The organism is Telmatospirillum sp. J64-1 (assembly GCF_006980715.1).
Lineage (GTDB): Bacteria > Pseudomonadota > Alphaproteobacteria > Rhodospirillales > Magnetospirillaceae > Oleiliquidispirillum > Oleiliquidispirillum nitrogeniifigens.
In genome coordinates this window covers 1-21,472 of the sequence record NZ_SBHN01000009.1, presented here as the reverse complement: position 1 = coordinate 21,472, position 21,472 = coordinate 1, and the positions used below count along the sequence as shown (strand labels likewise).

Sequence of the window (21,472 nt, the reverse complement as noted above, 5' to 3'; positions counted from 1 at the left end):
TCCGAAAGCTGTTGGAGGCATTCCATGACCATCGCCGGAAAAATCCTGTTCCTGAACGGCCCGAACGCCAATCTTTACGGCCACCAGAATGTCGGGGTCTATGGCGCCGAGACGTTCGAGAGCCTGGGCGAGCGGGTGCGGGCGGCCGGGCGGCTTCACGGCCTGGAGGTCGATTTCCGGCAAAGCAACAGCGAAGGCGTACTGATCGACTGGGTGCAGGAAGCGGTGAAGGGCGCGTTCGACGGCATCTGCATCAATGCCGCGGGCCTGACCTATACCTCCATCGCCTTGCTCGATGCCCTGCTGGCTTTTCCCGGCCCGATTCTGGAAGTGCATATGAGCAACATTTTCAAGCGTGAGCCCTTCCGGCATCATTCCTACATCTCGAAGGCCGCCACCGGCATGATCTGCGGCCTGGGAGGAAACGGCTATGTCCTGGCGGTGCAGGCCATGGCCCAATTACTGGCAGAAGGGAAGGAAAAGAACGCATGACCGAGGCGCCGCAGCAGGGAGCCATCCTGTTCTACAGCGAATTCGACGATCCCGAGGAATGGCGCGGCCACCTGCGGGAGCTGGCGCCCTGGCTGGACTTCCGCGTCTGGCCGGATGTGGGCGATCCCGCCGATATCGAATGGGCGCTGGTCTGGAAGCCGCCGCCGGGGGAATTGCGGCGTTTCCCCAATCTGCGCCTGATCGTCAATCTGGGCGCCGGGGCGGATTCCATCCTGGCCGACCGGACCCTGCCGGAGCATGTGCCGATCTGCCGCATCGTCGATCCGGAAATGGGCCGGATGATGGCGCAATTCGCCCTGCTGGCCGTCATGCGTCATCATCGGGATTTCGTCTCCTTCGAACGCGCCAAGCGCCAGGCGGAATGGCGATACATCCATCCCAAACCGGCTTCGGCGGTGCGGGTCGGGGTGATGGGGCTGGGCAGCCTGGGACGGGAAGCGGCGGCGCTGATCGCTTCAATGGGCTATCGGGTCGCCGGCTGGTCCCGCAGCCCCAAACGCCTGGAAGGCATCGACACTTATGCCGGACAGGAGGAATTGGGCGCCTTCCTGGCGCGCAGCGATATCCTGATCTCGCTGCTGCCGCTGACGGAGGAGACGCGGGACCTGATCGGTCGTGACGTCTTTTCCCGCCTGCCCAGGGGGGCGGTCTTCATCAGCCTGGGGCGCGGCCATGTGGTGGACGAGGATGCCCTGGTCGAGGCGTTGCGTTCGGGGCAGGTCGGCGAAGCCACGCTGGACGTCTTCCGCCAGGAACCCCTGCCCAAGGAACATCCGTTCTGGGCCATGGAGCAGGTGATGATCACGCCCCATCTCGCCAGCGTCGCCATGGCCGCCACCAGCGCGCCGCAGGTGGTCGAGAACCTGCTGCGGACTCGTGCCGGCCAGCCACCGCTCAATGAAGTGGACCGTCGCAAAGGGTACTGAATTCCTTTTCGCCGAGGATGGCCGAAAGAATGCACTGGGTGCATCTCTCCACGGCCATCACCGGCTTCCTGACGGCCAGGCGTTTCAGCCGCAGGCTGACCAGCCGGGTCGGCGGCAGGTCTTCCTCGATGGGCAGGATGACGATTTCCTTGCCGTCATAGGTCATGTTCAGACGCGGCGTGACGTTGAGGATCGAGAAGCCGAGGCCGCGCCCCACCAGCCCGCGCACCAGTTCGTAGGACTTGCTCTGGTGCTGGATGCGCGGCTCCACGCCGCATTGATGAAACAGGCCGGTGAAGTAGTTCCGGCTATGCGGCAGGTCGAGCAGGATGAAGGGCTCGGAGGCGATCTCGGCCAGGCGGACGCTTTTCCGCTGCGCCAGCGGATGGCTGCGGGCCACCACCACCTGGGGCGGGAATTCGGCCAGGAGCTGGGTGTGGAACTCATCCGTCACGGCCAAGTCGTAGGTCAGCGCCAACTCGATCCGCCCGCTCAGGATCCCTTCCAGCATTTCTTCCTGGTTGCCCTCGCTGACGGTCAGTGTGATGCCCGGAAGCTGTGAGCCCAAGGCCGAGAGCAGGCCGGGAATGATTATCGGCGCCAGGGTCGAGAAGCAGCCCAGTTCCACATTTCCCTGAAGTCCTTCGCCCAGCATGCCTGCGCTGACGCGGAATTCCTCGGCATGTTTCAGCAAGGCGCGGGCCTCGTTCAGCACCCGCTGGCCCGACGGCGTCAGCGACAGGCCCTTGGCATGGTGGCGGATGAATAGCTGTACCGAAAGTTGCTGTTCCAGCTGCGCCACGGCGGCGGAAATGGAGGGTTGCGAGATGTTCAGGCGCTGGGCGGCGGCCGTGACGCTGCTCTCTTCTGCGGCGGCGACGAAATAGCTGAGGGCGCGAAGCGAGAGGTTCATAGGAAAAACCTATTCAGTTGGCCGGTAAACAATATTTTCCATAATCCTGGGCTCAGGCTAGCGTTGATTGCAACGGAAATCCGAGCGCTGGAGGGCACATGATTAGGACCGGGCAGCAATATCTGGATGGGATCCGGGACGATCGCGAAATCTGGATCGACGGCGAGCGCGTCAAGGATGCCACCAAGCATCCGGCTTTTGCGCCGATCATCAATATCCGTGCCCGCATGTACGACATGCAGCACGAGGAAAAGCATCAGGACACGCTCACCTACCTGAACGGCAACGAGCGGAATTCGATGTTCATGAAGCCGCCGACCACCCAGCAGGATTGGTGGGACAAGTGGCGCGGCGTCGATAACGTGATGAAGGATATCGGCGGTGTCGTCACCCGCGTCGGCGACGAGACCATCGGCGAGATGTGGTCGCTGTTCGATGGCCGCGACGTGCTGAACGAGATCGACCCGCGCTTCGCCGAGAACATCGACAACCATATCAAGGCGGTGCTGAACGACGATATCTTCCACGTCTCGGCCAATACCGATCCCAAGGGCGACCGGTCCCGCCGTCCGCAGGACCAGGACCCGGACATGATGGTCCATGTGGTCAAGGAGACCGATGCGGGCATCATCCTGCGCGGCGCGAAATACGAAACCGCCGCCGCCTATGCCGACCAGGCCTTCCTAAAGCCCACCGTGGCGAACTGGACCGACGACAAGCTGTCGGATTACGCCGTCGGCTGCATCGTCAAGATGAATGCCAAGGGCGTGAAGCATATCTGCCGCTCCAGCTTCGCCGGGCGCGGTTCGGTGGAGGATTATCCACTGGGCAACCGCTTCGATGAAGTCGACACGCTGATGGTGCTCGACGATGTGTTGATCCCCTGGGAAGACGTCTTCTTCTACCGTCACACCAAGGCGGCGACCTATATCCGCAGCACTCTGCACCGCTATTCGGCCTTTCCCTATGTGCTGCGCATTCTCTATGTCGCCGACATGCTGATCGGCGCGGCGCTGTGGAATGTGAAGCAGACCGGCCTGGACCAGCATCAGGGCGTGCGCGAGAAGCTGGCCGACCTGGTGTGCTACCGCGAAGGCATCAACGCTCATCTGGTGGCCTCGATCGCCCAGGCGGAAAAGAGTCCCGGTGGCCTGCTGATGCCCAACCAGTCGCTGCTCTATGCCGGCCGCGTCCATGCCTGCTCTAATCTCGCGCAGATGATGCATATCGCCCGCGAGCTGTGCGGCGGCCAGATCTGTGTGACGCCCAACGTGGCGCAGTTCAGGAATGCCGATACGTCGGGCTGGCTGAACAAGTTCTACAGCCTGAACGACAACTGGCAAGCCGAAGACCGCCGCAAGCTGCTGGCCTTCGCCCGCGACCTGCTGAATTCCGATTACGCGGGCCATCGCCTGACCTTCGTGCAATTCGCGCAAGCGCCGCATTTCAACCATCTCAACGCCGTCTATCACAGCTTCGACTTCTCCGGCCCGCTGGATTTCGTGCGCAAGGCCGCCGGTCTGTCGGAGCAGGTCGCCGGAGGTCGCTGATGGATGCGGAAGCGTTCAAAAGCGCCATGAGCCACTTCGCCTCTTCCGTCACCGTGGTCACCACGGACGGAGCGGCGGGGCGGGCCGGGGTGACGGTCAGTGCGGCTTGCTCTGTTTCGGCCGAGCCTCCCTCGCTGCTGGTCTGCATTCATCATCTCAGTCCGGCGGCCGAGGCGATCGTCAGGAACGGACGGTTCTGCGTCAATCTGCTGGCCGCCGGACAGGATCGCGTGGCCGATTGCTTCGCCGGACGCGTGGCGGAATTCCGCGAGGACAAATTCGCCGCCGTGCAAACCGTGCCGACGCCGGGCGGCTGCCCGGCGATCAAGGGCGCGACCGTGGCTTTCGACTGCAAGCTCGCCGAGGTCCATCGCTTCGGCACGCACCGGCTGCTTCTCGGCCTTGTCGAGGATGTGCGGGAAATCGACGACATCCCCTTGCTTTATGCCAATCGCAACTACCACACGATCGGCCCCATCGCTCCCGCCGGCCGTGCCTGAACGGAAAAGACATCATGGCTCATACGCGCATCAGAAAGTTCAACACCAAGGACGCCTATCCCGAGCAGTCGCTGGACAATGACCTGTGCATGGCCGTCCGCGCCGGCAACACCGTCTATCTCCGCGGCCAGACGGCGATGGACCTGGATGGCAATATCGTCGGCATCGGCGATCCCGTGGCGCAGACGGAAAACGCCATGAAATGCGCGCAGATCCTGCTCGAAGAGGCCGGCGCCAAGCTCGAGGATATCTGCAAGGTCACGATCTACATCACCGACCGCGCCTATCGCGAGCCGGTCTACCGGACGGTCGGGAAATGGCTGAAGGGGGTCTATCCCGTCTCGACCGGCATCATCGTGCCGGGATTGGCGAAGCCTGAATATCTGATGGAAATCGATATCATCGCTGAGATCCCTGAATAAAAGATACCTCAGGTCGCACACTATGCTGTGCGTGGTTGGGTGTGTCTTCAGTCTTCCTTGAGTATATCAAGGGGATGCGCTCCTGCGTGTCCCCTTTTTTATTTTGCTATTCTTAAATTATACTTTATTTATTTGCTCAGAGAATGTGCGAATGCCTAAGTCTGAGCCTCATAAATGAGCAGAATAAGAGGGTGGCGCGAAAATAGACTGCAAAAGGGCAGCGGAACCCTCGGGAATCGATTTGGCATGGCTCTTGCGATGGGAGTGGTGTGGGCGGAATGCCGCCCAGGCTTGCTACTTTTGAAGGGAAATGGCCCCATGCGGAACAAGACTTTTGCGTTCGCCTTCAGTCTGAGCCTCGGCCTTGGCGGAATCGCGGCAGAAGCGGCAGAGCCCTTGCGTGTCAGCATCTGGGGCGGGAGCTGGCGCGATACCGTTGCCGAAACCATTGGCAAGAAGTTTACTGAGGAAACGGGCGTTCCCGTCGAATATGTCACCGGCGGGACGATCGACCGTCTGAACAAGGCCCAGCTTGCCGGTGGGACTCCCGAAACCGACGTCACCATCACCACCAGCCATGTGGGCTGGCTCTATGCCAATTCCGGCCTGTTCGAGGAATTGGATGCCAGCCGCATCTCGCGCTTCGGCGACGTCATGCCCACGGCCAAGATCAGCCCCTATCACCTGGGCCTGTGGTCCTATGTCTACACCATCGGCTACCGGCCGGACCTGCTGCCCGAAGGCATCACCTTCGAATCCTGGAAGGATCTGTGGGATCCCAAGCTGGAAGGGCAGGTGGGTGCGCCGGACTTCGACCCCAGCCACCTGATCGCCGTCTCCGCCATCCTGTCGGGGGCCGAGGTCAAGGATTGGGAAAAGGGCACCGAGCTGCTGAAGCAGATCAAGCCCAACGTGAAGACCTTCTATTCCTCGGACGGCACCAGCCAGGAAAAGATGGCCACGGGTGAAACCTCGGTGCAGGTCATCCTGTCGGGCAATGCCTTCCATCAGATCTCGCAGGGCGTGCCGGTCGAACTGGTGATCCCCAAGGAAGGCGCCATCATCGGCATCGACGCCATCGGCATCAACAAGGGCACCCGTCAGCAGGAACTGGCCTACAAGTTCCTCGACGTCGCTCTCGATCCCGAGGTCCAGGCCGAAATCACCAAGCTGAAGAAGCTCGGCCCGCTCAACAGCAAGGCGGTCATCGATCCTGAACTGGCCGCGCTGCCCGGCGTCTTCACCTCCGAGGAGCAGATCCAGGAACAGGCGATCGTCATCGACCACAAGCTGCGTGCCGAGATGCTGCCGGTCTGGAAGACCTGGTTCACCGAAAACCTGATGAACTGATCGTCCTGAATGGTTGCGACTTAGGAGGAGACGACGATGACAAAACGTCAGATCCAGTTTCTCTTCGTAATTCCGGCAGTCTTCGTGGCCTTCCTCCTGGTCGCGTCCCTGTTCTCCATCTTGCAGTTCAGCGTGCGCGAGCATGTGCCGGGCTCGCTGGTGGTGGGCGGTTTCACCCTGGATAATTTCGGGCGCGTCCTGCGCCCGGTCTATGCCTCCGTGTTGCGCACCACCATGGAACTGGCGCTGTCCACCGCGCTGCTGACCCTGGTGCTGAGCTATCCGTTGGCCTATGCCCTGGCGCGCGTGCCGTCCAAGGCGATCCAGTCACTGATCCTGATCATCAGCATTACGCCGCTTTTCACCGGCGACATCGTCAGGACCTATGCTTGGCTGATCGTTCTCGGGAATAACGGCTTCGTGAACAGCACGCTGATGGCGCTGGGCATCATCGAGCGGCCCCTGCAGCTGATGTATACCCAGCTCGGCGTAACCCTGGCCCTGGTGCAGTATTCCATCCCCGTTATGGTGATGGTGCTGACCACGGCCATCGCGCATATCGACCGCAACTACGAGAAAGCCGCCGCCAGCCTTGGTGCCGGTCCGGTGCGGGTGTTCCTGAAAGTCACCCTGCCGCTGTCCACGCCGGGCATCATCGCCGGCGTCATCACCATCTTCGCCTGGACCCTCAGCGCCTTCGCCACGCCCCAGCTGATCGGCGGCGGCAAGGTGATGATGCTGTCGAACATGGTCTATCTGGTCGGCTTCTCGTCCTTCGACTTCCCCTTCGCGGCGGTTCTCAGCCTGATCGGCCTGGTCGTCAGCATCGCCTTGCTGGTGGCCATGAACTGGAGCTCGCGCCGGGTCGAAAAGATGGGATTGCACTGATGAAAGCCAAGCACAAGAAGCTCCTGGCGCGTACCGGCGCGACCGTCCTGATCACCCTGATCCTGCTTTTCGTGTCTGTCCCGTCGGTGGTCGTCATCATGTCGGCCTTCAATTCCACGGCCATCCTGTCCTTTCCGCCCCAGGACCTGAGCCTGCGCTGGTTCGAGCGGGCGGTGACCTACCGGGATTTCCAGCGGGGTTTCATCAACGGCCTGATCGTCACCGCCTGGACCTCGGGCATCGCCCTGGTGATCGGCACGGCGCTGGCCTATGCCATCGACCGCTTCCAGTTCCGGGGCAAAGACCTGCTGGAGACGATCCTGCTGTCGCCCCTGGTGATCCCGCATTTCACCATCGGCCTGGGTGTGCTGATGCTGGCCTCGCAAGTCAGCATGCGCGGCAGTTTCGCCACCGTGATCCTGGCCCAGGTCATCCTGGTCCTGCCTTTCGTGCTGCGCAGCGTCTATGTGTCGCTGCGCAACCTGGACCGCCGCTATGAACTGGCGGCCGCCAGCCTGGGCGCCTCGCCGCTGCAGGTGCTGCTGCGGGTCGATCTGCCCTTGCTCCTGCCCGGCATGTTCGGCGGCTGGCTGTTCGCCGCGATCCTGTCCTTCAACGAGTTTTCGGCGGCGCTGTTCGTGACCTCCCATGCCACCCAGACGCTGCCGGTCGCCATGTATACCTATGTGCGGGAATACACCGACCCGACCATGGCGGCGATTTCGACGATCTTCATCGTCACGACCTCAATCACTCTCGTCCTCGCCAACCGTTTCCTTGGGTTGCGCAAAGTCCTTGCCATCGAGGAGAGCAAATGATGCTCGATAGCACCACCTGCACCGCGACCGCGCCGTCCGTGTCCGCCAAGCATGCCGTCCGGCTGGACGGCATTGGCAAGTCCTTCGGCGACGTGACCGCCCTGCGCGATGTCTGGCTGAAGATCAATCACGGGGAATTCCTGACCCTGCTGGGGCCGAGCGGCTGCGGCAAGACGACCCTGCTCAACATGCTGGCGGGCTTCCTCACTCCCGATACCGGCGAGGTCTTCATCGGCAACGATTGCGTCACCGAGATGCCGCCGCATCAGCGCGACATCGGGCTGGTTTTCCAGAACTACGCACTCTTCCCGCATATGAGCGTCGCCGAGAATGTCGCCTTCGGCCTGAAGATGCGCAAGATCCCGCGCGAGGAGATCCGCCGCCGCGTGGCCGAGGCGCTGGAGAATGTGCGCCTGGGCGCCTTCGGCGACCGCAAGCCGCGCGCCTTGTCGGGCGGCCAGCAGCAGCGCGTCGCACTGGCGCGTGCCCTGGTGATCCGCCCGCGCCTGCTGCTGCTCGACGAAAGCCTGTCGGCCCTGGACAAGAATCTGCGCAGCGACATGCAGGTCGAGCTGAAGGAAATCCAGCGCCGGGTCGGCATCACCACCATTTTCGTCACCCACGACCAGGGCGAGGCGCTGAGCCTGTCGGACCGCATCGCGGTGATGGCCCATGGCGAGATCCAGCAGCTTTCGACTCCGGCGGAGATGTATCGCAGCCCGGCCAACAGCTTCGTTGCCTCCTTCATCGGTGACATCAACCAGATCGGCGGCATGGTCGAGCGTATCGAGGGCGAGGAGGCACTGCTGGTCCTGGGGGCGAACAATCTGCGCCTCGCGGTGCCGCTGTCCCGCTGCCAGGGCGTCAAGGCCGGTGACGGGATTCGCCTGTTCGTCCGTCCCGAGCATCTGCGTCTCACCCAGGAGGGCGGCCAATTGCGCGGCATCCTGCGTGCGCGGAGCTATCAGGGCACCCATGTCGAAGCCTTCCTGGACGTGGACGGCGCGGATCTCGTGCGGGTGCGCCTCAACCGGCCGGGATTGGCCGAAGCCTTGAGTCAAGGCGCGGAACTGGGGCTCGACATCGATGCCGCCGAATGCCTGGTCTTTCCGCAAGAGGACAAGCAGCCATGACCTATTCCATCGCCGCCCATTGCCCCGAGAGCAATGCCTTCGGCATCGCCATCACCTCGTCGAGCATCTGCGTGCCTAGCCGCTGCGCCTGGGTCTCGCCGAAAGGACTGGTGGTCACGCAGAATGTCACCGACCCCTCCTTCGGGCCGTCCGGGCTGGCCATGCTGCAAGAGGGGCGGACAGCGGACGAAATCGTGAAGACCCTTCTGGCCTCGACGCCTCATGGGGCGTGGCGGCAGCTTGTGGTGATCGACGGCAGCGGGAAGGTGGAAGCCTTCTCCGGCGACAAAGCCATGCCCGTCGTCGCCCTGAAGAAGGGCAAGGGCGTGATAGCCATGGGTAACATGCTGGCCAATGACGCGGTCCCGCAGGCCATGGTCGACAGTTTCGAATCCAATGCGGGCAAGACGTTGACCGAGCGCCTGTTGACGGCGCTGGAAGCGGGGCTGGACCAGGGCGGGGAGACGGGGGAGGAGCATTCTGCCGGGCTGCATGTGGCCGCAAAGCTGTCCTGGCCCATCGTCGATTTGCGGGTAGATTGGCATGACGAGCCCATCGCCGAACTGCGCCGCCTGTGGACCCTCTACCGGCCCCAGCTCGACGATTACGTGGCTCGTGCTCTCAATCCCGAAGCAGCACCGGCTTTCTGATGAATACTATCGACCTTTTGCGGCGGCTTATCGCCTTCGACACCACCAGTTCGAATTCCAATCAGGCCCTGATCGATTTCGCGACGGAATATCTGTCCGGCTTCGGGGCCGTCTGTTCCTTCAGCCATAGCGATGACGGACGCAAGAGCAATCTGCTGGCGACCATCGGCCCGCAGGACCGTCCCGGCTTCGTCTTTTCCGGCCATACCGACGTGGTGCCGGTCGCGGGCCAGGCCTGGACCAGCGATCCCTTCGAGATGGTCGAGCGGGACGGATTGCTCTATGGGCGCGGCACCGCAGACATGAAGGGCTTCATCGCCGCCGTCCTGGCCGCCGTGCCGCAGATGGCGGAACAAGGATCGGAACGGCCCTTCCATATCGCCCTGTCCTATGACGAGGAACTGGGCTGCCTGGGGGCGCCCCGGCTGATCGAACAAATCGCGAGCTTGCCGTATCGTCCCCTGGGCTGCCTGATCGGCGAGCCCACTGGCATGAAGGCGGTGACGGCCCATAAGGGCAAGAGCGCCGTGCGTTGCCACGTCCATGGCAAGGAATGCCATTCCGCCTTGCCGCAGAACGGTGTCAACGCCGTGGAATACGCCGCCCGCCTGATCGTCCATGCCGCCGATCTAGGTCGAAGGCAGCGGGAAAGCGGCCGGCAGGACCAGCGTTTCATGCCGCCTTACACCACGCTGCATACCGGCGTGGTGACAGGCGGAACGGCCCTGAACATCGTGCCGCGCGATTGCAGTTTCGATCTGGAGGTCCGCGCCATTCCCGGCGACGATGCCGCTTCCTTCATCGAGCAAGTGAAGGATTATGCCGAGACGGTCCTGCTGCCCGAGATGCGGCTTCAGGCGGAACAGGCGGGGATCCGCTGGGAGGGGCTGTCCTCCTATCCCGCCCTGGACATGGATGACGACCACCCGCTGACCCGCCTGATCTGCCAGCTCGGCGGCGACAATGCCACCGCCACGGTCAGTTTCGGCACCGAGGGCGGGTTGTATCAGGCGGCCGAGGTGCCCACCATCGTCTGCGGTCCCGGCAGCATTGAACAGGCCCACAAGCCCGATGAATATATCGCGCGGGAACAGCTCGCCCGCTGCGACGATTTCCTTTCCCGCCTGATCCGCCAGGTCAGGACCGGCCGGCTCGACTGGGGGGAGTTGTGAGCCGGCCGGATCGATTACTTCCCTTGGGCGGCGCGCCAGGCGAGGAAGGCCGCCGGGCCGGTCTGGGCGTCGCGCAGGGCGGTGTGCTGCATCGAGGGACGCTGGGTGAAGGCCGCATACCACGCGGCCAGGGCCGGGCGGGTGTCGCGCCAGTTCAGATCGCCCAGGCGGAAGTCCACGTAATCCAGGGCGCTGCCCGCCGCCAGCGTGCCGATCGTCACCACGCCGTCCAGTGCCGCCGCCTCGGCGTCCAGCACGTCGAGGGCATGGCTGACCGCCAGAACCTGGCGCTCGATCACGCTGGCGACCTGCTTCTCGGGGCTGCGCATCCGTTCCTGGCGCACGGCGCGCGTGGAATCCATCACGCCGTCGGCCAGGGCCTGAAGGCGGGCGTCGCGCAGTTGCGCGTCCGGGTCTTGCGGACGCAACGAGACGTTCCCGGCCTTGCGGCAGAGATAGTCGCATATGACCGGCGAATCGTAGACCGCCACATCGCCATCCACCAGCGTCGGAATGCGCGACAGCGGGTTGGCCTGGCGCAGGGCAGGCGTTTCCACCGAAGTATCCACGTCAACGCATTCTATTTCGGTGCCAAGTCCGACTTCGATGGCAACAGAAAGAACCTTCTTCACATAGGGTGAAGTCTGGGCGTAGAAGAGTATCACTGAATTAATCTCCGAAAATGTGATTAATTTTTATTATATTCAGAGAAGGGGTTGTTCAAGTGAAAACTAGAGAATTCAAGAAGCTTACGCATGAGGGTGCCTTCGTTGCCTTGAGCGCCGCCGTGGATTATGCAACCGAGATTGGCGTGCCGCAGAATATCTGTATCGTCGATGATGGCGGAAACCTGCTGGCCTTCATCCGCATGGATGGCGCCAAGTTCCTGAGCAGCGAAACCTGCATGAAGAAGGCCATCACCGCCGCTTCCCACAGCCGCCCCTCGGGCTCGCTGCTGCCGGAGCTGGAAGTCAAGCTGAGCCTCGCGACAAATGGCCGTTTGACCAATCTGGAAGGCGGTTTTCCCATCATCATCGACGGCTATACGGTCGGCGGGATCGGTGTCGGATCGGGCAGCGGCAGCGAGGACGTGGCCGTCGCCAAGGCGGCGCTGAGGGCCCTGGGGGCGGAAATTCCAGGCGAGGCCGCGTGATGCGGGCAGTCGAGACGGCGGGGACGGGAGGGCCGGAGGTCCTTTCCGTCGCCTCGGGCCTGGCGATTCCGGTGCCGGGCCCGGAAGAGGTTCTGATCCGGGTCGCCGCCGCAGGCGTGAACCGCCCCGACATCATGCAGCGCCGGGGCATCTTTCCCCCGCCGCCCGGTGCATCGCCCATCCTCGGGCTGGAGGTGGCGGGACGGATCGAGGCCCGGGGCGCCCAGGTCACGGGCCTGAAGATCGGGGATGAGGTCTGCGCCCTGGTGCCGAGTGGCGGCTATGCCGAATACTGCGTCGCCGATTCCGGCCTCTGCCTGCCCGTTCCGGCGGGACTGGGCGCTCGGGACGTGGCCGGGCTGCCCGAGGCGCTGTTTACGCTCTGGTCCAATCTCTTCGACACCGCCGGATTGAAAGCGGGCGAGCGGGTGCTGATCCATGGCGGGGCCAGCGGTATCGGCAGCATCGCCATTCAGCTTGCCAAGGCCTTCGGGGCGGAGGTCTTCACCACCGCCGGTGGCTCCGAAAAGACGGATTTCTGCCGCCTCCTGGGGGCCGATGTCGTCATCGACTACCGGAACCAGGACTTCGCCGCCCTGGTCCAGGAAAAGACCGGCGGGCAGGGCGTCGATGTCATCCTCGACATGGTCGGCGGGGATTACCTGTCCCGCAATCTGGTCTCGCTCGCCACGGGTGGACGGCTGGTGGTCATCGGTATGCAATCGGGCGCGACCGCGCCGCTCGACCTGTCCCTGCTGATGGCAAAACGGGGCGGCATCTTCAGCTCTTCCCTGCGTGGGCGCAGCCTGGATGAGAAGCGCCGGATCGCCCGCCGCATCGCCGAACACGCCTGGCCCAAGGTGGCTTCGGGCGAGATCCGCTCCCGCATCGACAGTGTCTATCCCCTGGATCAGGTCGCCGCCGCCCATGAGAGGCTGGAATCGGGGCGGCATCTGGGAAAGATACTGCTCGACCTCGCCTGATTTCCGCGTCGCGACACGCCGAAGGACGAAATACGAAATGCTTGCGACATTGAAGATTCGAGCCCGCATGCTTGCCGGGTTCGGCGCGATCCTGATTCTGCTCGTCATTGTTTCCGGCATGGCCGTCTGGACCTTCGACCGTGTCTCGGCGCAGGTGGAGCATTATGACCAGGCCGTGAGCGTCGCGACGGCGGCCGGGGCACTGGACCGCAACGTGGTCGATTTCCAGGGCCGCGTCTCCGCCTTCTTCATCACGCGGGCCGATAGCGAGCGCGTGATGATGGAGAATGCGCGCGAACAAGTGCTCCAGGACCTGGAGGCCCTGGAACAGAATGCCGCCAGCCTCGAATGGCGCGAGCAATACGATGCCCTGGGGGATGTCGTCGCCGCCTACAACGCGGAGCTTCTCGCTCTCAGCCAGGGGCTGGAACAGGCGAAGGAACAGATCGCCAGCCTGGAAAAAAGCGCGGTCATGATCGACAGTGCCTTTCCCGCTTTGCAGATCCAGTCGCGCCGGGCGGGGGACGTGCAAGGCGAGGAGGCGGCCGGCCGGGCGCGGGAATATTTCCTGCGTGCCCGGTTGTTCATGACGCGCAATATCGCGACCCGCGACCAGAGCGACGCCGAGACGACCCTTGCGAATCTGCAGGACGCCTTGAATGCCTTGCGCGGCATCGCACGCGCCGAGCGCCTGACCGGCCTGCTGACCGATTATTCCGCCGCCTTCAGCGAATTCACCGCTCTTTCGGCGCGGAACAACACCCTGGAGCGGAGCTTGCGGGACTTGGGGCCGCAGGTCCTGAGTCGAGCCGATGCCATCAAGCAGGAGGCGACGGAGCTTCAGGCGCAAGGGGCGGCGGCCATCCGGGATCAGGTTGCCCGCGCCATGGCCCTGACCTTGGGCCTCGCGGGGATCGCCCTGGTGGCGGGTATCGTGCTGGCCTGGCGCATCGGCCGCAGCATCGTCACCCCCATCACCAGCATGACCGCCACCATGGCTGCCCTGGCGCGCGGGGAGAAGACCACGCCGGTTCCGGCATTGGATCGTCTCGACGAGATCGGCGAGATGGCTCAAGCGGTGCAGGTCTTCAAGGACAACGCCTTGGAAATGGAGCGCCTGCAGGACGAGCAGGAGCGGATGAAGCGCCGGGCGGAAGAGGAGAAGCGCCAGGCGATGCTGCTTCTGGCCGAGTCCTTCGAAAGCAGCGTGAAGGGCGTCGCCATGGGCGTGACCGCCCATTCCGCCGAGATGGAAGGCGCGGCGAAGATCATGTCCAGCAGCATCGCCCAGACCAATCAGCGCGCCATTGCCGTGGCCGGCGCCGCGGAACAGGCCTCGATCAACGTGCAGACCGTCGCCAGCGCCGCCGAGGAACTGAACCGTTCAATCCGCGAGATCGCCCAGCAGGTCGAGCATTCCTCCGAGATCAGCAAGACCGCCGTCATCGCGTCCGAAAGGACGAATGTGACGGTGCAGGGGCTGGCCGATGCTGCCGCCCGGATCGGCGAGGTGCTGGGCCTGATCAGCGATATCGCGAACCGCACCAACCTTCTGGCCCTGAACGCGACGATCGAGGCGGCGCGCGCGGGCGAGGCGGGCAAGGGCTTCGCCGTGGTCGCCAGCGAGGTCAAGAGCCTCGCCCAGCAGACCGCCAAGGCCACCAACGACATCGCGGGCCAGATCGACGCCGTGCAACTGGCAACCCAGGATGCCGTGGGGGCCATCCGCGATATCGGCCAGACCATCACGCGGATGAACGAAATTGCCGCCGCCATCGCCGCTGCGGTGGAGGAGCAAAGCGCCGCAACCGACGAAATCGCCCGCAATGTCAGCCAGGTTTCCAGCGGGACGGGCGAGGTGACCAGCCATATCACGGCGGTCAGCGCCGCGGCGGGCGAAACCGGTCAGGCCGCCGAGAAGGTTCTGGCCGTGGCTTCGGAACTGTCCCTTCAGGCCGGACGGCTGGAAAGCGAGGTCGATAATTTCCTGAAGCGGATCAGGGGCTAGGGAAGGGGGCTGTCTCCGCTCCCGGGCTTGGTTGCTCAATACTTGTTCATGAATAATTATTGGGCACTATTTTGACTGCGGGTTGTGCATCGGGCGGAATGCGCAGCCTGACCGGAGAGTCCGTTTTTGACTAAACGGTCAGGTTTTCCGGGTGGGACGATTGCAGCGGGCGTCTGGCATGGGATTTGCGCGGTAAGGGCGTGTTCTGCTGAACCGTGACCGAAGGGACGTCTCGCCCATGACCGTGATTTCAGCCGTTGACAGTCAAACCTCCGTCTATGACGACCTCGTTCCACCGCTGACGCCCATGCAGGCGATGGCGGAAGCGAGCCGCTGCCTGTTCTGCTACGACGCCCCCTGCGTGCGGGCCTGCCCGACAAGCATCGACATTCCCGTCTTCATCCGCGGCATCGCTACCGGCAACATGAAGGGGGCGGCGACGACGATCCTGTCGTCCAACATCATGGGCGGCACCTGTGCCCGCGTCTGCCCCACCGAAATCCTGTGCGAGCAGGTCTGCGTGCGCAACACGGCCGAGGAAAGGCCGGTCGCCATCGGCCGGTTGCAGCGCCATGCCGTCGATCCGCTGATCGCTTCCGGCAGCCATCCTTTCACCCGCGCCGCGCCGACCGGCAAGCGCGTGGCGGTGGTCGGTGCCGGGCCCGCCGGTCTGTCCTGTGCTCATGGCCTAGCGAGGCTGGGCCATGACGTGACGGTGTTCGAGGCCAAGCCGAAATCCGGCGGCCTGAACGAATACGGTCTTGCCGCCTACAAGATGGCCGGTGATTTCGCCCAGCGCGAAGTCGATTTTATCCTGAAGATCGGCGGCATCACGGTCGAGCATGGCCGCCGCCTGGGCGGCGACCTGACCCTGGCGGGATTGCGGCGCGATTTCGACGCGGTGTTCCTGGGCGTGGGCCTGGGCGAGAGCAATCGTCTCGGCATTCCCGGTGAGGAATTCCTGGGGGTCGAAGACGCCATCACCTTCATCGGGCGCCTGCGTCAGGCACCCGGCGGCGCCGGGCTGTTCGTCGGGCGCAATGTGGTGGTCATCGGCGGCGGCAACACCGCCATCGACGCGGCGGTCCAGGCACGCAAGCTGGGCGCCGAGGAGGTGACGCTGGTCTATCGCCGGGGGCGGGGACAGATGCGCGCCACGGCGTGGGAGCAGGAACTGGCCCTGACCCATGGCGTGATCCTCAGGACCTTCGCCGAGCCGGTGCGGATCGACGGCGACGGCAGAGTGCAGGGAATCCTCTTCGAGAAGACCCGTCTGGAAGGCGGACGCCTGGTCGGCACTGGCGAGAAATTCTCCATCGCCGCCGATATGGTGCTGAAGGCCGTGGGCCAGAAGCTGGCCGTGCGCGAGCTTGCGGGGATCGACCTCGCCGGGGGAAAGATCGTGGTCGACCCCGCTTACCGCACCTCGATGGCGGGCGTCTTCGCCGGCGGCGACTGCATCGCCAGCGGCGAGGACCTGACCGTGCAATCGGTGCAGGACGGCAAGCTGGCCGCCCTCTCCATCCATTCCTTCCTGATGACTGCTTGAGGGGGAGCCTCCATCATGGCCGATCTGCGCTGTAATATCGCCGGCATCACCGCCCCCAATCCCTTCTGGCTGGCCTCGGCCCCGCCCACCGACAAGGCCTATAACGTCGTTCGCGCCTTCGAGGCGGGCTGGGGCGGCGTGGTGTGGAAGACGCTGGGCGAGGACCCGCCGGTGGTCAATGTCAGCTCGCGCTACGGCGCCCATTACGACATCGACCGCCGCCTGCTGGGCATCAACAATATCGAGCTGATCTCGGACCGCCCGCTGGAGGTCAATCTGCGCGAGATCGCCGAGGTCAAGAAGGCCTGGCCCGACCGCGCCATGGTCGTCTCGCTGATGGCGCGCATGGAGGAACAGGCCTGGGCCGATCTGGCTCGCCGGATCGAGGCGGCGGGGGCGGATGGGCTGGAACTCAATCTCGGCTGCCCGCACGGCATGTGCGAACGCGGCATGGGTTCGGCCATCGGCCAGGTGCCGGAAATGGTCGAGCAGGTGACGCGCTGGGTCAAGGCGGCGACCCGCCTGCCGGTCATCGTCAAGCTGACGCCCAACATCACCAATATCCTGTGGTCGGCGGAAGCGGCCAAGCGCGGCGGGGCGGACGGCATCTCGCTGATCAACACCGTCAATTCCATCATCAGCGTCGACCTCGATGCCATGGCGCCGACGCCGATCGTCGACGGCGTCGGCACCCATGGCGGCTATTGCGGCCCCGCCGTCAAGCCCATGGCCTTGAACATGGTGGCCGAGATCGCCCGCAACGGCTTCACCGCGGGCATTCCCATCTCGGGGATCGGCGGCGTGACCACCTGGCGCGATGCCGCCGAATTCCTGGCGCTTGGCGCTTCGGGCGTACAGGTTTGCACGGCCGCCATGACCTACGGCTTCAAGATCGTCGAGGACATGATCAGCGGCCTGTCCAACTGGATGGACGAGAAGGGCTATGAAAACCTCGACCAGGTGACCGGGCGCGCGGTGCGCAACGTGGTCGACTGGAATGCCCTCAACATGAACTTCTCGACCAAGGCGCTGATCGACCCGGCCCTGTGCATCGATTGCGGACGCTGCCACATCGCCTGCGAGGATACCTCGCATCAGGCGATCCGCATTGTCCAGGGCGAGGGCAAGCGCCTGTTCACGGTCGAGAACGAGGATTGCGTGGGCTGCAATCTCTGCCTGCATGTCTGTCCGGTGCCCGGCTGCATCACCATGCATCCCGAGGAAAACGGACTGCCCTATGTCACCTGGCCCGAAGATGCCCGCAATCCGATGAACCTGGAAAAAGTCTGAGGGGAGAGTCCGAGATGTCGCTTCCGCAAAACATGCAGATCAACGGCGTGCGCCTATGGCAGAGCCTGATGGACATGGCCAGGATCGGTGCCACGCCCAGGGGCGGCGTCTGCCGACTGGCGCTGACCGACCTCGACAAGCAGGGCCGCGACCTCTTCGTGCAATGGTGCGAGGAGGCCGGCTGCACCATCACCGTCGATGCCATCGGCAACATCTTCGCCCGCCGCCCGGGCCGCAACGACGACCTGCCGCCGGTGGTCATGGGTAGCCATCTCGACAGCCAGCCCACGGGCGGCAAGTATGACGGCGTCTATGGCGTGCTGGCCGGGCTGGAGGTCATCCGCAGCCTCAACGACATGAACTATGTCACCGAAGCGCCGGTCGAGGTCGCCGTCTGGACCAACGAGGAAGGATCGCGCTTCGCCCCTGCCATGGTCGCCTCGGGCGTCTTCGCCGGGGTCTTCGACCTGGAATACGGCCTGTCGCGGACGGATCTGGACGGCAAGACCATGGGCGAGGAACTGGCGCGCATCGGCTATGCCGGTGATGCCCCGGTCGGCGGGCGCAAGATCGGCGCCTATTTCGAGGCCCATATCGAGCAGGGACCGATCCTGGAGGCCGAGGGCAAGACCATCGGCGTCGTCACCGATTGCCAGGGGCAGCGCTGGTACGAGATCACCCTTACCGGCCAGGAAGCCCATGCCGGGCCGACGCCCATGCTGCGCCGCAAGGATGCCCTGCTGGGCGCAGCGCGGATGGTCGAGACCGTGAACCGCATCGGTCTGAAATACGGCCCCTCGGCCTGCGCCACGGTGGGGATGATGCAGGTCCATCCCAACTCGCGCAACGTCATCCCCGGCGAGGTCTTCTTCACCGTCGATTTCCGCCATCCCGACGATGCCATCCTGGCGAAGATGGACGAGGAATTGCGCCGGGCGGCGGAAGAGGTCGCAAGCGGCATCGGCCTGGAAATGGAATTCGAGCAGATCTGGTATTATGCCCCGATCAAGTTCGACGAATCCTGCGTTTCTGCCGTGCGCCTGGGGGTGGAGCGGACGGGCCATTCCTTCCGCGACATCGTCTCGGGCGCCGGGCACGACGCCTGCTATCTGTCCATGGTGGCGCCGACCGGGATGATCTTCATTCCCTGCGTGGACGGCATCAGCCACAACGAGATCGAGGAGACCACCCCCGCCTGGGCCGCCGCCGGCTGCGAGGTGCTGCTGCACGCGGTTGTGGAGCGCGCCAATGCCGAGGGCGCGAAAGCGTCATGACCGAATCGGAGGTCATGGTCGCGACCGGGCAGGATGCCGCCGAGCCGGGGCTGACCGCCCCGGCCTCGGGTCAGCGGCGCATCCGGCGCGAGAATGTCGAGCGCATCCTGAAGGCCGCCGAACTGGTCTTCGCCGAGGCAGGCTGTGCCGGTGCGACCATGACCGAGATCGCCGACCGCGCCGGCCTGCCCAAGGCCAATCTGCATTACTATTTCCGCACCAAGGAAGACCTCTACCGGGCGGTGCTGGACAATGTGCTGCGCATGTGGCTCGCCCCCGTGCGATCGATCCAGCCCGAGGCCGACCCGGCCACGGCCTTGGCCGAATATGTCGTCGCCAAGATGCGCCTGTCGCGGACCCGGCCCAATGCTTCGAAGGTCTTCGCCAACGAGGTCCTGCATGGCGGGGGGCAGATCCAGGATTTCCTGGCCCGGGACCTGCGCCAATTGCTCGACCAGAAGGCCGAGGTGCTGGACGGCTGGATCGCCAAGGGCCTGATGGCCCCCGTCGATTCCCGCCATTTCTTCTTCATGATCTGGGCCGTCACCCAGCATTACGCCGATTTCGACCTGCAAATTCGCATGGTCCTGGGCCGCAAGAAGCTGAGCCGCCAGGAATACGAGCGCATCACCGCCGAGGTGGTGCGCATGGTCCTGCGCGCGGCGGGGCTGAATGCGGCGGCCGACCTGATGGATTTGGCCGGTCGAACCGGCTGAGCCCGTAATCCACCACCCATATGAGGAGCAAGTCCATGGGGATCGTCATCAAAGGAGGAACCGTCGTCACGGCCGACCGGACGATTCGTGCCGACGTCTATTGCGAGGAGGGGGTGATCAAGGCGGTGGGCGAGGACATCGACGCCCCCGCAGGCGCCGAGGTGGTGGATGCCGGGGGCTGCTATGTCATGCCGGGCGGTATCGACCCGCACACCCATATGGAACTGCCTTTCATGGGCACGGTGACGACCGAGGATTTCTTCAGCGGCACCGCCGCCGGTTTTGCCGGGGGCACGACGATGATCATCGATTTCGTCATCCCCAATCCAAAGCAGCGCCTGATGGACGCCTTCAAGACCTGGAGCGGCTGGGCCGAGAAGGCGGCGGGCGATTATTCCTTCCATGTCGCCGTGACCTGGTGGGACGAGACGGTCCATGCCGACATGGGAACGCTGGTCGAAAGCCACGGCGTCAACAGCTTCAAGCATTTCATGGCCTACAAGAACGCCATCATGGCCGATGACGAGGTGCTGGTGAACAGCTTCACCCGCTGCCTGGAACTGGGCGCCATCCCCACCGTCCATGCCGAGAACGGCGAGCTGGTCTTCCGCCTTCAGCAGCAATTGCTGGCCCAGGGACTGACCGGCCCCGAGGCCCATCCCCTGTCCCGTCCGCCGGAGGTGGAGGGCGAGGCGGCCAACCGCGCCATCCAGGTCGCCAAGGTGCTGGGCGTGCCGGTCTATATCGTCCACGTCTCGGCCAAGGAGGCGCTGGACGCCATCATTCGCGGCCAGGATTCCGGGCAGCGCGTCTTCGGCGAAGTGCTGGCGGGCCATCTGCTGATCGACGACAGCGTCTATCGCCATCCCGACTGGGAGGTCGCCGCCGCCCATGTCATGAGTCCGCCCTTCCGCAGCAAGGAGCATCAGGAGGCGCTGTGGCGCGGCTTGCAGGCCGGGCATCTGCACACCACCGCCACCGACCATTGCTGTTTCTGCGCCGAACAGAAGGCCATGGGCCGCGACGACTTCACCAAGATCCCCAACGGTACGGCGGGCATCGAGGACCGCATGACCGTGCTGTGGCATCACGGCGTCAATACCGGCCGCCTGACCATGAACGAATTCGTCCGGCTGACCTCGGCCAATGCCGCGCAGATCTTCAACATCTATCCGCGCAAAGGCAGCGTGGAAGCCGGTGCCGATGCCGACCTCGTGGTCTGGGACCCCAAGGCGACCAAGACCATCTCGGCCAAAACCCAGATGCAGAAGGTCGGCTACAACATCTTCGAGGGCATGGAAGTCCAGGGCCTGCCGGTCTACACGATCAGCCAGGGCAGGATCGTCCATGCGCTGGGCGAAAGCCGGGCCGTGCGCGGCGCCGGGCGCTATGTCAACCGTCCGGCCTTCCCCTCGGTCTACGAAGCCGTGGCCAAGCGCAACGAACTGTCCCGTCCCAAGCCGGTGCTGCGCAGCGCGGCGGCGGAATAGGGGAGGTCCTTGGCCCGCTCTCCCTTCGAGACGCCGCCAAGGCGGCTCCTCAGGGTGGAGACCTTTGCACGGAAGGCATGATTGTGATTCGATAGCGGCCTGTTCGATCAACAGGAGAGGCCGTCATGGCACGCAAGCGGATTGGTCAGTTAGGCTGGGCCGATGCGGCAGTTT

General features: G+C 64.1%; 21 protein-coding genes. 19 read left to right on the top strand and 2 right to left on the bottom strand.

Annotation, left to right across the window (positions count from 1 at the left end; genetic code table 11):
* Positions 1 to 24: 24 nt before the first annotated feature.
* Both EPD66_RS10255 and EPD66_RS10250 read left to right on the top strand, forming a co-directional pair.
* A complete protein-coding gene (locus EPD66_RS10255) occupies positions 25 to 492 on the top strand; it encodes a type II 3-dehydroquinate dehydratase (protein WP_185961346.1) in 468 nt (155 codons plus the stop codon).
* Complete coding sequence (locus EPD66_RS10250; protein ID WP_142848413.1) at positions 489 to 1,439, top strand: glyoxylate/hydroxypyruvate reductase A; 951 nt, start codon at positions 489 to 491, stop codon at positions 1,437 to 1,439. Before EPD66_RS10255 ends, EPD66_RS10250 begins: the two co-directional genes overlap by 4 nt.
* On the opposite strand, the gene EPD66_RS10245 is transcribed toward EPD66_RS10250, so the two are convergent.
* Positions 1,408 to 2,352: a LysR family transcriptional regulator gene (locus tag EPD66_RS10245; RefSeq protein ID WP_142848412.1), complete on the bottom strand. Its 945-nt coding sequence runs from the start codon at positions 2,350 to 2,352 to the stop codon at positions 1,408 to 1,410. The two genes, EPD66_RS10250 and EPD66_RS10245, sit on opposite strands and share 32 nt — an antisense overlap.
* Positions 2,353 to 2,450: 98 nt before the next feature.
* Here EPD66_RS10245 and EPD66_RS10240 point away from each other — a divergent pair, with 98 nt between their 5' ends.
* From EPD66_RS10240 to argE, 9 genes are all read left to right on the top strand, one after another.
* A complete protein-coding gene (locus EPD66_RS10240) occupies positions 2,451 to 3,902 on the top strand; it encodes a 4-hydroxyphenylacetate 3-hydroxylase family protein (RefSeq protein WP_142848411.1) in 1,452 nt (483 codons plus the stop codon).
* Positions 3,902 to 4,402, top strand: coding sequence for a flavin reductase family protein (locus EPD66_RS10235; protein ID WP_142848410.1), 501 nt, complete (start codon positions 3,902 to 3,904; stop codon positions 4,400 to 4,402). The genes EPD66_RS10240 and EPD66_RS10235 overlap by 1 nt, the downstream gene beginning before the upstream one ends.
* A 14-nt stretch (positions 4,403 to 4,416) precedes the next feature.
* Complete coding sequence (locus EPD66_RS10230) at positions 4,417 to 4,824, top strand: RidA family protein (protein WP_142848409.1); 408 nt, start codon at positions 4,417 to 4,419, stop codon at positions 4,822 to 4,824.
* Between the two features lie 318 nt (positions 4,825 to 5,142).
* The gene (locus tag EPD66_RS10225) at positions 5,143 to 6,174 is read left to right on the top strand and encodes a PotD/PotF family extracellular solute-binding protein (RefSeq protein ID WP_142848408.1); all 1,032 of its coding nucleotides are present in this window, start codon (positions 5,143 to 5,145) and stop codon (positions 6,172 to 6,174) included.
* 36 nt (positions 6,175 to 6,210) lie between these two features.
* A complete protein-coding gene (locus EPD66_RS10220) occupies positions 6,211 to 7,062 on the top strand; it encodes an ABC transporter permease (RefSeq protein ID WP_142848407.1) in 852 nt (283 codons plus the stop codon).
* Complete coding sequence (locus tag EPD66_RS10215; protein ID WP_185961345.1) at positions 7,062 to 7,880, top strand: ABC transporter permease; 819 nt, start codon at positions 7,062 to 7,064, stop codon at positions 7,878 to 7,880. The genes EPD66_RS10220 and EPD66_RS10215 overlap by 1 nt, the downstream gene beginning before the upstream one ends.
* Positions 7,877 to 9,013, top strand: coding sequence for an ABC transporter ATP-binding protein (locus EPD66_RS10210; RefSeq protein ID WP_221930952.1), 1,137 nt, complete (start codon positions 7,877 to 7,879; stop codon positions 9,011 to 9,013). Before EPD66_RS10215 ends, EPD66_RS10210 begins: the two co-directional genes overlap by 4 nt.
* Positions 9,010 to 9,663 (top strand): DUF1028 domain-containing protein, encoded by a 654-nt coding sequence (locus EPD66_RS10205; RefSeq protein WP_142848405.1) that lies wholly within the window; start codon positions 9,010 to 9,012, stop codon positions 9,661 to 9,663. The genes EPD66_RS10210 and EPD66_RS10205 overlap by 4 nt, the downstream gene beginning before the upstream one ends.
* Positions 9,663 to 10,835 carry an acetylornithine deacetylase gene (gene argE / locus EPD66_RS10200; protein ID WP_142848404.1) on the top strand — a complete coding sequence of 391 codons (1,173 nt, stop codon included), beginning with the start codon at positions 9,663 to 9,665 and terminating at the stop codon, positions 10,833 to 10,835. Before EPD66_RS10205 ends, argE begins: the two co-directional genes overlap by 1 nt.
* Positions 10,836 to 10,849: 14 nt before the next feature.
* Here the strand turns inward: argE and EPD66_RS10195 are convergent, their stop codons facing one another.
* On the bottom strand, positions 10,850 to 11,500 hold the full coding sequence (locus EPD66_RS10195; protein ID WP_142848403.1) for a glutathione S-transferase family protein: 651 nt from the start codon (positions 11,498 to 11,500) through the stop codon (positions 10,850 to 10,852).
* A 59-nt stretch (positions 11,501 to 11,559) separates the two neighbouring features.
* Here EPD66_RS10195 and EPD66_RS10190 point away from each other — a divergent pair, with 59 nt between their 5' ends.
* From EPD66_RS10190 to hydA, 8 genes are all read left to right on the top strand, one after another.
* Entirely contained in the window at positions 11,560 to 11,988 is a 429-nt protein-coding gene (locus EPD66_RS10190) for a heme-binding protein (protein ID WP_142848402.1), read from the top strand.
* Positions 11,988 to 12,971, top strand: a complete 984-nt coding sequence (locus tag EPD66_RS10185; protein WP_142848526.1) for an NAD(P)H-quinone oxidoreductase — start codon at positions 11,988 to 11,990, stop codon at positions 12,969 to 12,971. The genes EPD66_RS10190 and EPD66_RS10185 overlap by 1 nt, the downstream gene beginning before the upstream one ends.
* Positions 12,972 to 13,008: 37 nt before the next feature.
* A complete protein-coding gene (locus EPD66_RS10180) occupies positions 13,009 to 14,979 on the top strand; it encodes a methyl-accepting chemotaxis protein (RefSeq protein ID WP_221930950.1) in 1,971 nt (656 codons plus the stop codon).
* A 238-nt stretch (positions 14,980 to 15,217) separates the two neighbouring features.
* Complete coding sequence (locus EPD66_RS10175; RefSeq protein ID WP_142848400.1) at positions 15,218 to 16,528, top strand: NAD(P)-dependent oxidoreductase; 1,311 nt, start codon at positions 15,218 to 15,220, stop codon at positions 16,526 to 16,528.
* Between the two features lie 15 nt (positions 16,529 to 16,543).
* Positions 16,544 to 17,818, top strand: coding sequence for an NAD-dependent dihydropyrimidine dehydrogenase subunit PreA (gene preA, locus EPD66_RS10170; RefSeq protein ID WP_142848399.1), 1,275 nt, complete (start codon positions 16,544 to 16,546; stop codon positions 17,816 to 17,818).
* Positions 17,819 to 17,832: 14 nt separating this feature from the next.
* Positions 17,833 to 19,092: a Zn-dependent hydrolase gene (locus EPD66_RS10165; protein WP_142848398.1), complete on the top strand. Its 1,260-nt coding sequence runs from the start codon at positions 17,833 to 17,835 to the stop codon at positions 19,090 to 19,092.
* Entirely contained in the window at positions 19,089 to 19,808 is a 720-nt protein-coding gene (locus tag EPD66_RS10160; protein ID WP_255448440.1) for a TetR/AcrR family transcriptional regulator, read from the top strand. The genes EPD66_RS10165 and EPD66_RS10160 overlap by 4 nt, the downstream gene beginning before the upstream one ends.
* A 35-nt stretch (positions 19,809 to 19,843) precedes the next feature.
* The gene (hydA, locus tag EPD66_RS10155) at positions 19,844 to 21,298 is read left to right on the top strand and encodes a dihydropyrimidinase (protein WP_142848397.1); all 1,455 of its coding nucleotides are present in this window, start codon (positions 19,844 to 19,846) and stop codon (positions 21,296 to 21,298) included.
* Positions 21,299 to 21,472: the final 174 nt, after the last annotated feature.